This window comes from Tautonia marina (genome assembly GCF_009177065.1).
Classification (GTDB): domain Bacteria; phylum Planctomycetota; class Planctomycetia; order Isosphaerales; family Isosphaeraceae; genus Tautonia; species Tautonia marina.
This window is the reverse complement of sequence record NZ_WEZF01000017.1, coordinates 128,422-144,581: the sequence shown is the minus strand read 5'-3', so window position 1 is coordinate 144,581 and position 16,160 is coordinate 128,422. Positions and strand designations below refer to the sequence as shown.

At 64.8% G+C, this 16,160-nt stretch carries 16 protein-coding genes; 12 read left to right on the top strand and 4 right to left on the bottom strand.

Features of this window, described 5'->3' with window-relative positions:
* Positions 1–514: 514 nt before the first annotated feature.
* Positions 515–4,504 (bottom strand): DEAD/DEAH box helicase family protein, encoded by a 3,990-nt coding sequence (locus GA615_RS19750; RefSeq protein ID WP_201750248.1) that lies wholly within the window; start codon positions 4,502–4,504, stop codon positions 515–517.
* A gap of 293 nt (positions 4,505–4,797) precedes the next feature.
* Entirely contained in the window at positions 4,798–5,067 is a 270-nt protein-coding gene (locus tag GA615_RS19745; protein ID WP_152053043.1) for a hypothetical protein, read from the bottom strand.
* A gap of 344 nt (positions 5,068–5,411) precedes the next feature.
* Between GA615_RS19745 and GA615_RS19740 the strand changes: the two genes are divergently transcribed.
* Entirely contained in the window at positions 5,412–6,986 is a 1,575-nt protein-coding gene (locus GA615_RS19740; RefSeq protein ID WP_152053042.1) for a serine/threonine-protein kinase, read from the top strand.
* Between the two features lie 15 nt (positions 6,987–7,001).
* On the opposite strand, the gene GA615_RS19735 is transcribed toward GA615_RS19740, so the two are convergent.
* Positions 7,002–7,724 carry a hypothetical protein gene (locus GA615_RS19735; RefSeq protein ID WP_152053041.1) on the bottom strand — a complete coding sequence of 241 codons (723 nt, stop codon included), beginning with the start codon at positions 7,722–7,724 and terminating at the stop codon, positions 7,002–7,004.
* A gap of 508 nt (positions 7,725–8,232) precedes the next feature.
* On the opposite strand from GA615_RS19735, the gene GA615_RS19730 reads away from it, so the two are divergent.
* The 11 genes from GA615_RS19730 to GA615_RS19690 all read left to right on the top strand — a co-directional run bounded on the left by GA615_RS19730 (position 8,233) and on the right by GA615_RS19690 (position 15,127).
* Positions 8,233–9,063 carry a ParB/RepB/Spo0J family partition protein gene (locus GA615_RS19730; protein ID WP_161602446.1) on the top strand — a complete coding sequence of 277 codons (831 nt, stop codon included), beginning with the start codon at positions 8,233–8,235 and terminating at the stop codon, positions 9,061–9,063.
* An 84-nt stretch (positions 9,064–9,147) separates the two neighbouring features.
* Positions 9,148–10,350, top strand: coding sequence for a type IV secretory system conjugative DNA transfer family protein (locus GA615_RS28465; protein WP_152053039.1), 1,203 nt, complete (start codon positions 9,148–9,150; stop codon positions 10,348–10,350).
* Positions 10,325–11,122: a type IV secretory system conjugative DNA transfer family protein gene (locus GA615_RS28460; protein ID WP_152053038.1), complete on the top strand. Its 798-nt coding sequence runs from the start codon at positions 10,325–10,327 to the stop codon at positions 11,120–11,122. Before GA615_RS28465 ends, GA615_RS28460 begins: the two co-directional genes overlap by 26 nt.
* A complete protein-coding gene (locus tag GA615_RS19715) occupies positions 11,070–11,612 on the top strand; it encodes a hypothetical protein (RefSeq protein ID WP_152053037.1) in 543 nt (180 codons plus the stop codon). The genes GA615_RS28460 and GA615_RS19715 overlap by 53 nt, the downstream gene beginning before the upstream one ends.
* 72 nt (positions 11,613–11,684) lie before the next feature.
* Positions 11,685–13,064 carry a hypothetical protein gene (locus GA615_RS19710; RefSeq protein WP_152053036.1) on the top strand — a complete coding sequence of 460 codons (1,380 nt, stop codon included), beginning with the start codon at positions 11,685–11,687 and terminating at the stop codon, positions 13,062–13,064.
* The gene (locus tag GA615_RS19705) at positions 13,064–13,996 is read left to right on the top strand and encodes a hypothetical protein (protein ID WP_152053035.1); all 933 of its coding nucleotides are present in this window, start codon (positions 13,064–13,066) and stop codon (positions 13,994–13,996) included. Before GA615_RS19710 ends, GA615_RS19705 begins: the two co-directional genes overlap by 1 nt.
* A 30-nt stretch (positions 13,997–14,026) precedes the next feature.
* The gene (locus GA615_RS19700) at positions 14,027–14,401 is read left to right on the top strand and encodes a DNA-methyltransferase (RefSeq protein ID WP_152053034.1); all 375 of its coding nucleotides are present in this window, start codon (positions 14,027–14,029) and stop codon (positions 14,399–14,401) included.
* A 13-nt stretch (positions 14,402–14,414) separates the two neighbouring features.
* Positions 14,415–14,594: a hypothetical protein gene (locus GA615_RS19695; RefSeq protein ID WP_152053033.1), complete on the top strand. Its 180-nt coding sequence runs from the start codon at positions 14,415–14,417 to the stop codon at positions 14,592–14,594.
* Between the two features lie 10 nt (positions 14,595–14,604).
* The gene (locus GA615_RS27600; RefSeq protein ID WP_161602443.1) at positions 14,605–14,772 is read left to right on the top strand and encodes a hypothetical protein; all 168 of its coding nucleotides are present in this window, start codon (positions 14,605–14,607) and stop codon (positions 14,770–14,772) included.
* The gene (locus GA615_RS28455) at positions 14,769–14,897 is read left to right on the top strand and encodes a hypothetical protein (protein ID WP_261343952.1); all 129 of its coding nucleotides are present in this window, start codon (positions 14,769–14,771) and stop codon (positions 14,895–14,897) included. Before GA615_RS27600 ends, GA615_RS28455 begins: the two co-directional genes overlap by 4 nt.
* Entirely contained in the window at positions 14,894–15,127 is a 234-nt protein-coding gene (locus GA615_RS19690) for a helix-turn-helix domain-containing protein (RefSeq protein WP_152053032.1), read from the top strand. The genes GA615_RS28455 and GA615_RS19690 overlap by 4 nt, the downstream gene beginning before the upstream one ends.
* Here GA615_RS19690 and GA615_RS19685 read toward each other — a convergent pair.
* Entirely contained in the window at positions 15,124–16,140 is a 1,017-nt protein-coding gene (locus GA615_RS19685) for a tyrosine-type recombinase/integrase (protein ID WP_152053031.1), read from the bottom strand. The genes GA615_RS19690 and GA615_RS19685 overlap by 4 nt on opposite strands.
* Positions 16,141–16,160 lie beyond the last annotated feature (20 nt).

Below are 16,160 nucleotides of genomic sequence, written 5' to 3'. Positions count from 1 at the left end.
GGCGTGCCGTGCGGGTGCAGCACCAGGCCGAAGGCAAGGCCCCGGTAGCTCCCGAGCGGGATGCGTTGCAGGGCAGGCACCCTCTCCGGCAGGCCTTTGAGCCGGAAGGCAAGCGATTCGGTGGCTTCCGCCCGGGTAAGCTCCTGGCCGCCGATGCGGAAGTGGTTTCCCGGATACGCCCCTGCGGTCGCCACGTCCGCCGAGAGGCCGGCGATGCGCTGCTGCGCCCGTTCGATCACCTCCGGCAATTCCCGTAGCGCCCTGCGGGCGAGGAACTGCTCGTCGGCATGGTTTTTCTTGAGGATCGAAAGCCGTTGCAATTCGGCGTCGGCTTCGGCGAGGGTGAGCACCGCCGGGTTGCCGGAGGCAATGGCCTTCACCTCGGCGTAGGAGAGTTCCTGGCCGCCAATGTCACCGGCTGAACGCTGGGTGAGGTCGCCGGTCATCACCTGGCCGATAAACTTCGCCTTCGTCTCCAGGGCCTGCCACATATAGGCGTCGAACGAACCTTCGGTCACATAGCGGTAAATCGCCACTTCCTTATTCGTGTTGCCCTGGCGGAGGATACGCCCCTCGCGCTGCTCGACCTCGGCCGGTTTCCACGGGGCATCGACGTGGTGGAGCGCCACCAGCCGCTTCTGCACGTTGGTGCCGGTCCCCTCTTCTGTGTGCTGCCAAGCAGAACCCGGATGCTGCCGTTGCGCACCTTCTCGAACAGGCTTTGCTTCTTGGCGTCGGTATCGGCATCGCCGACCGAGGCGATCTCGGAAGCCGGGATGCCGCACTGGATGAGCTTTTCCCGGATGTCGCTATAGACCGAATACCCCCACGCGGTCGGGTTCACGCCGATGTCGCAGAAGATGAGCTGCGTGCCGCGTGTGGGTTTCGTTTTCTCCCAGATGGAGGCGACGTTGTCCGCGAGTGCGTTCACCTTCGAGCCGGGATGGCCTTCGGCCTCCGCAGAAAGCAGCCTCGCATCCAGCGCGAGCTTGCGGCCGTCGGTGGTGATCGCAAGGGCGTTATCCTCCCTCGGGTCCACCTTTTCTTTACGGATGCGCTCATAACGCTCGACCAGCTTCTGCTGGAGTGCGGCCTGTTCGTCCGACATCGGGCAGGCTACGACCTGCGGCTTGCCGCCCTCAAGCTGCGGGCGGGGCAGGTCGAGCATGTCGGCGGTCTGCACATCCGCGAAGGAACGGAACATTCCTTGCAATTCCGGGAGGTTCACGAATTTCGCGAAGCGCGAGCGGGGCTTTAGGGATGCCCCGTCGGGGGAGATTTCCATGGCATCGACGACCTGGCCGAAGGTCGCCGCCCAGCCGTCGAAGTGGCCAAGCCCCCGCGATTCCAGCCCTTCCGGGTCGAGGAAGCGCTGCATCGTATAGAGCTCGACCATGGTGTTTGAGATCGGGGTGCCGGTCGCAAACGTCACCCCATGCCCGGGGTGTTTCTCCCCGAGGTAGCGGGCTTTCATGAAGAGGTCGAAGGCACGCTCCGAGCCTCCGGTCTGGATGCCGGCCACACGCTCCATCTTGGTCGGGGTTTCGAGGTTTTTGAACATATGCGCCTCATCGACGAAGAGATGGTCCACCCCCAGCTCGTCGAAGACCAGGCCATCGTCCTTCTTTTCTTCCGCGAGCAGCTGCTTCAGCTTTTCTTCGCGGCGGGCTTTTTGCTTTTCGATGGTCTTGATGATGTTGCGGGAGGCACGGCCGTCGCCGTGCGCCGCCCGCTCGCAGAGGAGTTCGTCGTATTCGGCGATCTGCTGGCGCAGGAACTTTTCCTGGTATTCTTTCGACATGCCGATGCGCTCGAAGCTGGAGTGGGTGACGATAATCCCGTCCCAGTCGTTGCTTGCGATGCGGGCGGTGAGGCGCTTGCGCTTCTCCTTGGTGAAGTCTTCCTTGCCCGCAATGAGCAGCTTCGCGTTCGGGTAAAGCTGCATGAACTCGCGGCCGAACTGCTCCAGCATGTGGTTCGGGACCACATACATCGGTTTTTGCACGAGCCCGGCCTGCTTCAGCTTCATGCCGGTGGCGGCCATCGTAAACGTCTTCCCGGCGCCAACAGCGTGCGCCAGCAGGCTGTTTCCAGAACTCATGCCGCGCCAGACCGCATCCTCCTGGTGCGCCCGCAGGTGGATGGCCTGGCTCATGCCCGGAAAGCCGAGATGCGAGCCATCGAACAGGCGCGGCCGCAAATTGTTGTAAGTGTCGTTATAGGTCCTGACCAGCCGCTCGGTGCGCTCCGGGTCGGCGAAGATGAAGCTGCGGAAGGCTTCCTTGATGCGGGCCTGCTTCTCGCGGGCAGCGAGCGTTTCCTCGTGGTTGACGGTGCGCTCTTCCTTGTCGCCGCTGCGGACAATGTCGTAGATGACGGGGGATTTGAGGTTTAAGGCCTGCTCGAAGAGCGCAACGCCGTTCGCCCGCGCCGTGCCGTAATCGGTAGAGGCCGCCACCGAGGCGGTGGCGTTGTAATTCGCGTCGACGGTCCAGAGCGCGTCTTTCTTCAGGTGGCCGATGCGGATGTCGCCCGCCTGCACCCCGAACAGGTGCGCCGCGAAGGCAGCGATATCGCCTTCCGGGATCCAGGGGGCGCCGAGGTTCGCGTCAATATCGCCCGGCAGGATATCCGGTGGCTGCACTTCCTTCAGTACCTCGACGTTCCGGGCGTATCCGGGGCCGGCGGCGACGGCCTGTTTCAGCTTCGCGCGGACATCGCCGGAGAGGTACTGGTCGGCAGTCTCATACGCTTTCGTTTCGGGGTTCCGGTAGATAAGGTCGCCCAGTTCCTGGGTGACCGCTGCCTCCGGCTTGCCGTAAAGCCCGGCGATGAAGGGGAGATCGACCTTGCCGCGCTGGTTGAGCGAGACCAGCAGGCCTTCCTCGGCGCTCGCCACATGGGTGATGGGCGGGGTCGGCCCCACCACATCCCGCTCCATGATGGCGGCTTTTTCGGCCTTGCCCGTGATGTCGTCGTAGTCTTCGAGCGCCATCACCAGCATCGCATCCGGGTCCTCGCGGAACTTGGCGAGGTTTGGCATGCGGCGGATGACAGTGCCGTCTTTGGTCTCCGAGAAGGTGGTTTTGTTGATCGGCCCGTATGCCCGCACGAAGCGGTCATACGCCGTGTTCAGCGCCTGCCGCGCCTGGAGCCGCTCCGGCTCCGGTGCGCCTTCGTTCTGGGCCGCCAGCACCGCCCGGGCCTTGTCGCGTAAGCCTATCAGCGCGGCGAGGCGCCTGCCGGTCATCGTGCCGTCGGCCACGAGCGCCGTGCCGCCGTAGACAACGGGTTCTGCCACCCCGTCATTCAGCTGGAAGATGGCGCGGTCTTCGCAGATGAAGAAGCTGCCTTCGGTGATGTGCCGGGCGGCATCGGCCGGCTTTGCCTGCGGGGCAGGGAGGGGCGCAGGTGCTGCCCCATGCGTTAAGGCCGGTGGCGCCCGCTCCGGCAGCAGGCGGATAGCCTCATGCAGCGCTTCCCCCAAATTGCCGCTGCCGGTGACGCTGTAGCCGTCGCCACCGTACAGCCGGTCTTTGCGGCAGAAGGTGCCAAGCACCATCTCGGGATGGGCATGGAAGTAGGCGTTGATGGGCACACTCGCCCCTTCCACCTCCATCGGCCGGCTTTCAAGCCAGCTTCCGTCGGCGTGCTGCGGCGCATCGCCGGGGGCACGTTTGCGTAAGAAAACGATATCGGTCACGACCCGTGTGCCTTCCTGCTTGAACGCTTCCGAGGGCAGGCGCACCGCGCCGAGGAAGTCGGCGCGGGCGGCCATCAGCTCGCGGGCGGCGGCGTTTTGCTTGTCGAGCGTCCAGTGCGAGGTCACCAGCGCCAACACCCCGCCGGGCTTCAGCGCATCGAGGGATTTGACGAAGAAGAAGTCATGCAGCGAAAGTTTCTCGCCCTGGTAGTCGAGCTTCACATCCGCAAACGGCACGTTGCCGAGCACGGCATCGAGCGAATGTGCGGGCAGTTTCGTGTCGCGGAAGTTCTCGATGCGAATATCGGCTTCGGGGTAAAGTGCGCGGGCGATGCGCCCGGAGAGGCTATCGAGCTCCACCCCGATGCAGCGCGTGCCGCGTGCGGCCTGCGCCAGGAAGTTGCCGGTCCCACACCCCGGCTCTAAAATGGTCGCATGCTCCGGCAGGCCGAGCCGTCGCACCGCCGTGTGCATAGCATCAATCACAACCGGCGAGGTGTAGAAAGCATTGAAGGTGGTGCGCTTCGCCGAGGCGTATTCCTCCGGGCTGAGCAGCGCTTCGAGTTCGCGGCCGAGCGCTTCCCAGGATGGGTCTTTGTAGCGGCCGGTGACCGGATCGGGGAAAAGGCCAAGCGCCACCGGCCCGAAGCCGCCGAAGCGTTGCAAGGCGCGGGCTTCTTCGGGCGTGGCGTTCCGGTGTCCGGCTTCGAGGGATTTGAGGGTGCGGATCGCCGTGAGGATGTCTCGGGCTTTGGCCTTTTCGCCGCTTGCGGCGGGTAGGGGGATGACATTCGTTGCCATGGCAGGGGTTCCTTCTCCGTGGGTTAGCGGCCCCGCAACCGGGGCCTGACGGGAAGGAAGTGCCGCCGCCCCAGCCGGAAGCGGGGCTTGCCCCTGCGATCCGGGCAAGCGGGCAATGGGGTGGGGGCCCCTGTTCCCGCTTGCCCGGTCCGGCGGCGGTGGCACCTTGCCGGAAGGGATAACCCCGGGCGGGGCTTCCGTCGCATCAGGGAGAGGATGCGGCCCAGGCATGGCCGCATGGCCGTTACGCGAAGCGAGCACGCGGCCGGCATGGGTCGAAGGAGGCCCGCCGTTCAGGCTGTGGGGGAATCGCCGCTCAAGGATTCGGCGTTCAAACGAAGGCGCAGGTCCGCAATCGCCAGCTCCAGGGCTTCGCTCTGGAACTGCTCCCGGCTCCCGCCCCGGCGTGACTGCCGCAGCTGCTCCATCCTCGCTTCGTGCAGGTCCTTCAGCTCCAGGGCGTAGTTCTCCAGCACCTCCAGGGCTGTGCGCGAGGCTTTCAGGCGGTCGTAGAGCGCTGGTTCCGCTTCGAGGAGGCTGAGGGTAATCGTCTTGTACTGCACGGTCTGGTTTCCGGTCGGTTGGGGTCTCGGCTCCCGTTGGCCCAGGTGCTTTCGCCGGGCCAAAGAACCCCGGTAGGAACGGGGGCAGGGTGCGTTTCCGAGGTGCCATCGCGGAGGCCGCTTCCGTGCTTGCCGATGGCAACAGGCCTACACCATCCCTCCGCTTTGGCAAAGCGGTTTCTTATCAGTTGTTCAACTGAAAGTGGCATTGCGGCGGGTTGGAGGGGGTGAGTTGGGTGACTGAGTCACAAGGGATCGATTGGGCTTAGTCCACGCGGTATGATCCTTGTCCGGCTGGGTAAACCAGCTTTCTCCTTCATTACCGTAGGGCATGAGAGACTGAGATGACCTCAGGATTCGAGGCTGGCCATCTGATCGAGAATTATCAGATTCTTGACCTGATCGGCGCGGGGGGCATGGGTGTCGTCTATAAAGCCATGCACATTCCTCTCAAGAGGGTTGTGGCCGTCAAGGTCCTTGGAAGATCGAACCAGGGGCTTCTCGCCGACAGGCGGTTCGAGCAGGAAGGTGTTTCGCTTGCGAGGCTGGACCATCCCAATATCGCACGAATCTATGACATGGGCCAGGTTCGCGGCGTCCGCTTCCTTGCGATGGAATATGTCGATGGGAGTTCACTAAGCACCATCATCACCCAGCTTTCGAGTTCTGACGGAGAAGGGGTTTCCCTTCGTCGGCTCGTTGCGGGCATTCTGGGGGGGAGCCCCGGCCAAGGGGCGATCCAGCCCGAACAAAAGACGACAGCGTGGCATGCACCGGGGAAGCAGGTGGACGCTGGCTCGCCAGTGACCCCTGCGGCCCGCCTGGCAATCCAGGAGCGTGAGCACATCGAGCAATCCTGCGAGGTGGCATGCGGGGTGGCTGCCGCGCTAGCTTACGCCCATAAGGCGGGCGTAATCCACAGGGATGTAAAGCCAGGGAACGTGCTTATCAGCAAGGGTGGCGATGTAAAGTTAGTGGATTTTGGGCTCGCACGAGCTGAGGACGATCCTTCCTACTCGCGAACGGGGGTGCCTATCGGCACGCCAGCCTATATGAGCCCGGAACAGGTTACCGGGAGGCTTCGGGTCGATCGCCGTGCTGACATCTATTCCCTGGGGGTGCTTCTTTACGAATTGCTTACGCTGAGTTCACCGTTCCATGCGCCATCAATGGCTGAAACGCTCCATCGGATCACCACGAGGGATGTCATCCCCTCGCGCTGGTTGAACCCTGCTGTGAACCCCTCATTGGAAGCAGTGGTACACAAGGCCATGGCACGCGATCCAGAAACACGGTACGCGAGTGCCGAAGCACTCGGGGACGATATCCGGCTCGCCGTTGAAGGAAAACAGGTTTCAGCGCCTCCCTACCGCTACCGCTACAATGCTGGCGAGATTGCAGCAACCCGCCCCGGAATTGTAACCGCCGTCTGCCTGCTGGCTGCGTTCAACTCCCTGGAGCTTGTCCGTAGTTCATTGCAACCGACGTTCATGTTCTTCCTTAATGTCGTGCTCTCCAGCGCTCCATCGGCGATGCGATGGCTGAGCGGATTCCTGCTGCCAATCCTGGTGGTGGTATCCGTTGCGGTCTTCTTTCGGGGTAGGAGATTGGGGCTTTGGAGCCTGACGCTGGCGTATATACTTATCATGTGGCGGTATCTTGATGGAATGCTCCTGCGGCTTGCTACCGAGCGGGAGGCTGCTTTCATGGGAGCGAACGGGTTTGGGATGCCGTTCGCCCCGGAACGTACAACCATTAGTTCCCTGATCGTCAATTACTGGGCGCTGGCCGTTGGGTGCGCTACCGCAGCGCTCGTGGCTTGGCTATGGCTCTCCCCAGCGGCGAGGCGCTGGTTACGCCTCGCCGATGAAGCACGCAATGAGTACCGCCGGATCCGGGCACATGGCTCCGTAGTGTAAAGCAAGGGGTACCGTTCACAGTTCTTCTCCATCCAAGTCGAGGAGCGAACGGCAGTAAGGGGATCGCAGGGCATAGTCCATTAGCCCCAGGTCTTCCAGCAAGTCGCGGTAGTATGCTTCATCATCCTCCTCAGCAGCGGGGAATCGTTCGGTGATACCCTCGATCAAGTAACGGCCGAAGCGATCGGAGGCACGCGAGAGTGCCTTGCGCAGTGACGACGTGGCATCGCCATCTGCTCCACCCAGGTGCAATCCGAGCCGTTCGCTGAGTTCGATCAGCGTAAGGCCAGGGTTTTCCTCGCGAGCCTTAAGGACCGTGAAGGCACGGGAGCCCCTCTCTTGCTTGGATTCCTCGAACACGCGAAGCCTGTCCCAGGCATAATCGAGGACCGCCTGACGCTCCTTGCTCACCCAAGCTGGAAGGTCGCGGCAAAGCCGTTCCCTTGCGGCCGGGCATGACCATGTGAAGATGGCCTCGTGAACGGCCTCCCTGAGCAAGTCACGGAAGCGGACGCCAGGCCCCCACTCGGTGGAAAGTTTCTCAGGAAGCCTGGTGCGTAGCTCGGCGAGGATGGCATCAATGGCCTGCGATTCGCCCGCCTCATCAGGAATGAGCTTCTGCTGGTTGAGGACATGCCTCAAGTAATCGCTTACCTGGTCTTCATAATCCCGAAGGAGGCGTTTGCGGGCGGCCTTCTCGCTCATCGCCTGATGGACGAGGGTACGCAAGGTCTTCATTCCGGCAAGCCGATCCGACCACTGTGAATTGTGCCCGTATCCGTGCATGTTCCACCTCGCGTTCAGGGAAGCCAGTCAGTTACTGGAAGGCCGCAGAAGACCTACGCGAACAATCTTACCAGCCCGCATTTGCCTGGCATTCATTGTGACCTCCGGGCCTTCGTTTCGTTTCCAGGGGCGCGGTTCCGGGAGAGGCGCTGTCACATTCTGCCGCCGGGCCTGGGTGCCCGTTACCCTTCGTAAAAAGCCCGGGTGGCCTGGGCCATCAGGTGCTGCCGGTCGCATGGCAGTTCGCGAGGGGTAACGGGCGATGGGTGAGCATAACAGACTGGGGCGAGAGGCTCCGCCATGTGACCCCTGGATCCCGGAAGGGCAGGTTGCCATGGCAACTGGAAGGGGTACTGTCACTTTTTTCGCGCTTGGACCGGGTGCCGTTAGGCTTCGCAATCGTCCAGGTGGTTGCGATCACCTGGGTGATCTCTTCTCCCGCCAAGTTGCGAGGAAACCTATGCCAGAGCCCGTACACGAACAGATCGAATACCTGCCGCGCATAAGGATCGTGCCCGACCCCGACCAGCCGCGCGAGCGGATCGACCCGGAGCACGTCGGGCGGCTCGCCAAGAGCCTGATCGAGCGCGGCAAGATGCTCAATCCCATCCGCACCCGCTTCGATCCGGCGCTCGGCAAGGATGTCATTGTCGCCGGGCACCAGCGCTGGCTCGCCGCCGAACAGGCCGGTTTCGACCTGGTGCCGGTGATCCGATCGAAGGGCACGTTGTCGCCGCTCGATATCCTCGTCGAGCAGGTGGTGGATAACGAAGTCCGCGAAGGCCTGCGGCCGTGCGAGCTCGCCCGGGCGCTTGACGAGATCCGCCGCCAGTCGGGGGGCAAGAGCAACGCGGAGCTTGCAGGCCAGCTCGGGCTGAACCCCAGCGACTTTACCGTGGCGGATGCGTTGCTCTCACTTAGTCCGGCCCGGCAGCAGGATGTTGATGCGGGGCTCGTGGGCAAGCAGACGGCCTATTACCTCGCCCGCATCGACGATCCGGCCATGCAGGATGAACTCTGGGAGCAGGCCCGCAGCGGCCAGCTCAACAAGGAGCAGGCAAAGGCAGCAGTCCGCTCGCGGGCCGCGCACCACAACACGAAGGCCGGGGCCGGAAGCGGCCGTATCACGGTGAAGGCCAGCGGCATGAGCCTGACCTACCGGGCGGAGGATGGCGGCCTCGACGGCCTGCTTGAAGCACTCGATACGCTGCGTAAGGAAGTGCGGCGTGGCATCGATCAGGGCTGGGATGCCAAGGCGTTCTCGCGGCAGATGAAGAACAAGGTTTCGTAAACCACATCCCGTAACCAGGGTGCCCGCCCTCCCCGGCGCCGCCGGGGGCCGTGGAAGGTGCGCGCCCACCAGGAGCATCCGCCTATGCGATTGAAACGTATGCGGCCCTTCACACTGGCCACGAAGGCGATGGGCTTCGGCTATGCGCTCACCGTGCGCGGCACCATCGCCCTGAGCTACGGTGTCATGATCGGCTCGACCGGCCTGCTGATCGCCCGCTTTCCCGGGCCGGGGCTGGTGGTCGCCACCCTCGGCATCGCCAGCCAGCTCCGCCGGAGGGGAAAGCCCGGCTCCGGGGCGTATGGCACTGCCCGCTGGGCCACCACAAGGGAGCTGATCCGCAATCGGCTCCTCGGCGGCAGCGAGGGCATCATCCTCGGCCGCGCCGACCCGGTGGCCGGCAACGCGCTCGGCAAGCTATCTGCGATCTTCACCACGCCGCTTGCTGATTCAGCGAATGCCGTCCGGCGGTTCTTCGCCGGAAACGGCAAGGGCGAGCTGATCCGGGTGAAGGAATTTACCCACGCCGCCACGGTCGCGCCGACCGGCTCGGGCAAGGGTACTTCCTACATCATCCCGAACCTGCTCAGCCATCCGGGCTCGGTCGTCATCTTCGACCCCAAGCTCGAAAACTACCTCCGCACCGCGCAGCACCGGGCCAAACGCTTCGGCCACCAGGTCGTACTGCTCAATTTCTTCGGGCACGGCAGCATCGGCTCGGACTGCTTCAACCCGATGGACCTCATCGACCGTGATTCGCCCGAGGCGCTCGACCTCTGCCGAGCCATGGGCGATGCCATGGTCGAGCGCACCGGCGAGGAGCGCGACCCGCACTTCAACGATTCGGCGTCGCTGTTCATCTCCGGGGTGATTGCCTGGGTCGCCGCCCATGCCAGCCCCACAGAGCGCCACCTCCAGACCGTGCGCGAGGTGCTGGTCTCGCCTGAGGCGACCGCGAAAGCCCTCCAGCACATGGCCACCTCCGATGCGATGGGCGGGATGCTCCGCCGCCAGGCGTTCGGGATTTCGCATTACCGCGACCGCGAGCTCGGCAGCGTGATGACCACCGTCGGCCGCTCCCTCCAGTGGCTCGATTCCGTCGGGGTCGCCAAGCACATGCGCAGCTCCACCTTCGACCCGAAGGCGCTGCGGCGCACAGGAACAATGAGCGTTTACATCTGCATCCCTGAGCATCTCATCGCCACCAACCGGGGCCTGCTCAGGTTGCTCATCGGCTCGCTGCTCAGGGCCGTCACCACCGATGGGGCGAAGCTCAACCATGGCTAGGGTCTTATTCATTTTCGATGAGGCGAGGCAGCTCGGGCGCATGCGCGAGCTCCAGAACATCGTGTCCCTGCTCCGGGGGTATGAGGTTTCGAGCTGGTGGTTCTGGCAGGACATCGACCAGGTCAGGGAATGCTTTCCCGAGCCTTCTGAATTCTGGTCGAACATGGATGTCCAGACCTATCACGGCCTGAACGATTACACCTCCGCCGAAGCGATCAGCAAACGGCTGGGTGAAGCGACGATCCAGGTGCTCTCCCACCAGGAAGGCACCTCCTGGTCGAAGCCAGCGACCGTTGCCTTCGAGCAGCCGCAGGCCGGCTCCTTGACCACCAGCCGGAATGTCAGCACTTCGGAGGTGGCACGCCACCTCCTGAAGCCCGATGAAGTGCTGAACCTCCCTCGCAGCTGCTTCCTCGCCTTCGTTTCCGGCACCCCGCCGATCTGCGGCGAGCTGGTGCGCTATTACAACGCGCCCGAGTTCCGGCGCGGCCGCTACGCCAGGCCGCAGCCGATCGGCCTCAGGGCCGGGCTCCGGGCGCTTTCCGTCCTGCTGCTTTCCTGCCTCTACGGGGCCGGGGTCGGCGCGTTCGCGCTCGGCCTGCACGAAACGCCCCCCGTGATGACGACCCCGGAGGCACCAGCGCAGGCCTCGCCTACCGGCATGCCCGGGCGGTACGGCGAGGCACCTCAACCCTTTTCCGGGCGCAAGGAGAAGTCCTATGGCAGCACAAGGCAACCCTACCCCCGCACGGCAGGATACCGGAGCTGGTGAACGCCCACCCGGTATCCGCGAGACCCTGCGCGAGGGGCCTGTATCCCAGGCCATCGGCGCCGTGACCAGCGAGCCTTACCTGCGGGCGGCCTTCAGGCAAGGGATCGACGAACTCTCGGAAACGCTGAAAGCGTTCCCTGACAGCATCCAGAAGAGCGAAATCGGCGGCTTGTTCACGCCAACGCCTGCCGAAGTCGCGCAGGAGCACGGCATCTTCGGCCCCTCCATCGAGCAGTCGGAGGGGCTGGCGATGGTCCAGCACAACCCGGTCGCCGCCGTGCTGGAGGCCTCGCGCCCCGGCCCGCCCGAGGCCGAAAAGCCCCGCAACCAGGAGCCGGAGCGCGGGCCGACCGGCGACCGCTCCGCCCCGGAGGCGGAAGCCAGGAACCCTGTGGCCGAGGCGCTGGAGGTCTCCCGCGCGGAGCCCCTCACGCCCCAGGCCACCCCGATGGACCTCTCCCAGGACCAGGACCTCGGGCGCGGCCGCTAGGCCGCACCCTGGCCACGGAGGGCCGTTTCCCATTCCGGGTTTCCAATCCCTTTACGATTCAGGAGCATCGAGATGTTTGCACAGTCCCGAAAGATTGAACGCACACGATGCGGCCGCGCCGTGCTGGCCGCGCTCGCCCTCACCTGCCTCGCCGGCAAGGCCGGCGCCTGGCAGGAACCGCCAACGCCACGCGCCGAGGCGCCGGCTCCCATCCGCGCCGAACTCTCACCCGCTGAGAAGCGGCGCATCGCCGAGCAGCTCCAGCACCGCCGCTTCCTGCTCCCCGCCCCGGTCAGGGCCTGGCTGGGCGAGGCCATGGCGATGGGCACCATCGCCCTCCAGCAACCGCCCGCCGCGCCTTCCCGCGCGGAACAGCTGGAGCAATGGCGGGCGGTGGACGCGGAATATGAACGTGCCTTTAAGGAAGCCCAGGCGGAACTCAACGATGCGATGCGCCGCATCGAGGCCCGCATCAACGAGGCAAAGCAAGGGGCAAAGCGCTTCGCGCACACGGTCATCGGCACGGAAGGGAAGCTCGAATACGCGGCAAGCGTTGCAGAAGGGGCCGCGAAGGGCCTCATGAAGGGACTCGATGAGCTCTTCAACGGCCCAGGCGCCGGGGGCTTCACCACGCCGGATACGGATCCGTTCGAGCGTTATGTGCGGCGCTGCTTCACCCGCTATGTGCTCGATGCCGACGCGCTGGATGCCGATCTCGGCAAGCTCATCCGGGAATACGCTGCCCGGCTGGATGCCATCGAGGCAGGTCTTCTGGTCCGGCTCCAGGCCGACCTCCCGGATGTGGCCATCCCGGCACCGGCGATGCGGGGCAACGCTAAGCTCGCGCAGTTGCCTGGCTCGGCGATCGATGGTGTGATCCGCGCGGCAACCGAGGACTTTGCCATCACGATGGGGCGCTTCGTGCTGGCCTGGATGCTCGGCGATGCCGTTGAAGGATGGGCGGCCGGTGACGATACGGATCGGCTCACCCGGTTCGGCATCAATGCGGCAGCCGGCTACGCGGCCGATAAGGCCATGAATAAGGGCCTGGCGCTCGGCGGCTACGACCCGGAAGCGCAGGTCGCGCGCCGCGTCGAACTCGCCATCGACGGCGTCTGTGCACTCCTCATCGCGGGGGATGCCAGTGACGAGCACCGCAAGCGCTTCGGCCTGCTGGCGCAGCTGGAACACCACCCTGACCCCATGGTCCGGGCCGCCGGGCTCCGGGCGACGCTGGCCCTGGAGGGGGCGCAGGACCTCGGCCTGCGGCACCGGCTCGCCTGGCTCTGGAACCATCGCTGTTATGTGAATTACTACACACTCATGGGGCGCGTCCTCGGGCAGGAGCTGATGCGGGAGCATATCACCGCACAGCGAGGCGTGCACACGGCCCCGGCAGAAAAGCTCATCGAGGCCGCCAACTTCCACACCCACTACTACGGAGGCAAGTGATGCAGGATCCACGCGCAATTCGTCGGGTTGTGTTCCTCCTCATGGCCCTGGCGGTGCCGTTCCTCACCGCCACGGAGGCACGGGCCGACCGGCTCAAAGCTGCCCGCGAGGCGGCCGAGCTTGTCTTCAAGCGGTTTGGCGGCAAGGCCGCCGGGGAATCCACCGAAAAGCTCGCGTCGCGCATTGCCAGCGCGGCGGCGAAGCACGGCGACGATGCCTTGCCTGCCATCCGGCAGCTGGGCACGAGGGCCATCGAGCTTGCCGATGAGGCTGGTGAACATGGGCCGCGCGTCATGCGGCTGCTTGCCCGCCATGGCGACGGTGCGGTACTCATTGCCCGCAACCCCCAGGCGCTCGCCCTTGCCGCAAAGCATGGCGATGAAGCGGCCGAGGCGATCATCCGCTCGAAAGGCGTTGGCCTGCCGCTGGTCAGCCAGTATGGCGAAGGGGCCGTAAAGGCGTTCAAGGGTCTCGACCCGCAGAACGCGAGGCGGCTGGCGATGCTCGGCCAATCGGGCGAGCTTGCGGCCACCGGCCGGGCTTCCGAGCTGCTCGGTGTCGTGGGCAAGCACGGCCAGCCAGTGATGGAATTCATCTGGAAAAACAAGGGGGCGCTCGCGGTCGGCACCACGCTCACCGCATTTCTCGCCAACCCGGAACCGTTCGTAAGCGGTACGGCGGATCTCGCCGGGACCGTGGTCGAAGCTAGTGCTGAGCACGTCGCCCAGCCCCTCATCACCGCCGCAGTGCCGGCGGTCCAGGAAACCGCCTCAGCCGCCTTCCGCCTGGTGACGGTGCTCATCACCGTTGCCGGGCTCGGGCTCGCGGCGCTCGTCGCCTCGGGCCTGTGGAAACCTGCCTATGCACTGCTGCGGCAACAGCCAGGCTTTCCCTCCCCTGCTTCCGCTCCCCCGGAGCAGAAGCAGGCCTGATATCCCTGGCCGGGCCGGGCGGCCTTCCGGCTGCCCGCGCCCAGGCCTTCACCTGGAGGAATTTCAATCGCATGGGCCTGCCTGCCGTGGAACGGCGGCGGCCACCACGCGGTCTGGCATTGCAACGTCGAACGCGACCAGGTGCACCCGACGCAAAAGCCGCTCCGGCTGCTGTGCGACTGGGTCCGCCTGTTCAGCGACCCCGGGGAAACCGTGCTCGACCCGTTCGCGGGCTCGGGCACCACCGGCATCGCCTGCCTCCGGCTCGGCAGGCGCTTCATCGGCATCGAACGCGACCCGGAATACTTCGAGGCCATGTGCCGGCGTATCGAACGTGAGCTGGGCCGGCCCCGGCTGTTCCTGCCGGAGCCGCTACCCCCACCAACGCAAACAACCCTGTTCTGACGGAGGTACCGCCATGCCCGGAAGCCAAGACCAACGCTACGAGCATGCCTGCAAGGTCGCCGAAGGCATCGTGAATGCCCTCGACGGCGATAACGCCCCGGCCATCCGCTTCGGCCGCGTTGTCTTCCTCGTCCTTGAGGCCCTCAAGCACGCCGAACGTAGGGCCTGGCTCCACGAACCATCCCTGAACTGAGAGGGCCGCCATGTTCATCCAGTCGCAGCCGGCCGACCCGGCCATCCACGACAAAGCCCTGCGTATCGCCAACGAAACGCTATTCATCATCCGCTGCCTGATGCGCGAGGAAGAATGGGGCGACTACCTGCGCGAGGCTTACATCATCGCCCGACGCATCCTGGAGGAAAAGCCATGATGTTCGCACATGCACATCTCGATATTATCTTCGCCGCCTTCTTCGGCGGCGGCTTCGGTGCATTCTTCGCCTGCTGCTTCGTTTGGAAGTGGGTCCGCGAGAATGTCCTGGAGCGCGAAGAATGACCGTTGCCGAGGCCGCACGGAGGCTGGAAGTCTCGCCGTCGCTGGTTTACAGCCTCGTGGCCTCGGGCCGGCTTGGCTGTTACCGCATCGGCCACGGCCGGGGGATGATCCGTATATCCGAGGGGCACATCGAGGAATATTTGCACCAGTCCGAACGCGGCAGGGAAGCCGCGCCCCCTCCCCCCGCGCCGGTGGCGCCCCGCAACCTCAAGCACATCCGCCTGCGTTAACCCTTCGCCCGCTTCATGGCATCCGCCATGAACGCGGGATCCTGCTGCACCTTCGCATAGACACGGCTGACCATGCTCGTATCCGCGTGCCCAAGCAGGTGCGCCACCGTCACCGTATCGAGCCCGTTTTTCAGCGCCTCGGTGGCGAACCCCTTACGGAGCGCCCCGAGGTGGTATTTTTTCCCGAGCTTCTTCGAGAGCCGGGTGAAGGCGCAGTTGATGGCATCCTTCGTCCATGGCTTGCCCCGGGCGTTCAGCAAGAGCGGGCCTTCCGGCATCGTCTCCATCAGCCGGGCAACGATCGCCTTCGCCCGGTCCGTAAGGTAGATGACCCGGTAATGCTTCTTGCCCTTCGCCTTGCTCGGCGGCAGCACGATGCGGCCGTGCCCCAGATCCACATGCTGCGCTTCAAGGATGCGCAGTTCCTGCACCCTCGCCCCGGTCTCCCAGGCGAGTTCCACGAGGTCGAGGAAGGCACCTTCGCCGATGGCCCCTGTGATGGCCGCGTATTCGGCCGGGCTGATGGCCAGCTCACGGGCTTCCCTCCCCGGCTTCTTCATGCGGGCGAAGGGCGACGTTGCGATAAGTTCCTGCTCCACCGCCCAGTTGAAGGCCCTTTGCACGGCCGAGATAAAATCGTTCTTGGTGTTGTTGCCCCACTGTGGGAAGCGGGCCATGGCCTGCGTGAGGTGGAACGGCTTCAGTTCAGAGGCGCTGATGCCTTTGGGCAGCGCCTCGGCGAACCGCTGCAGGTAGGCCTGGTACCAGGTGTAGGTGTGCGGGGCGCGGTTCGCCTGCGTCCACTCCAGGAACGCATCGAGGAGCGAAGCAGCATCGGCCGGTACCTCCGCCACGGGATCGGCGCGTTCCTCCGCAGGGCGGCTCATCAGCTCATGGTAGAGCCGGAACGCTTCCTCTTCGTCGGGGGAAAGCCGGATTTGCTTCTTGCCGAGCTGGACATACCAGCACCGGGTCTGCTCGCGCCAGAAGGGCGCCGGGCGTCGGCGGGGCATATGCAATCCTCCCGGAACTC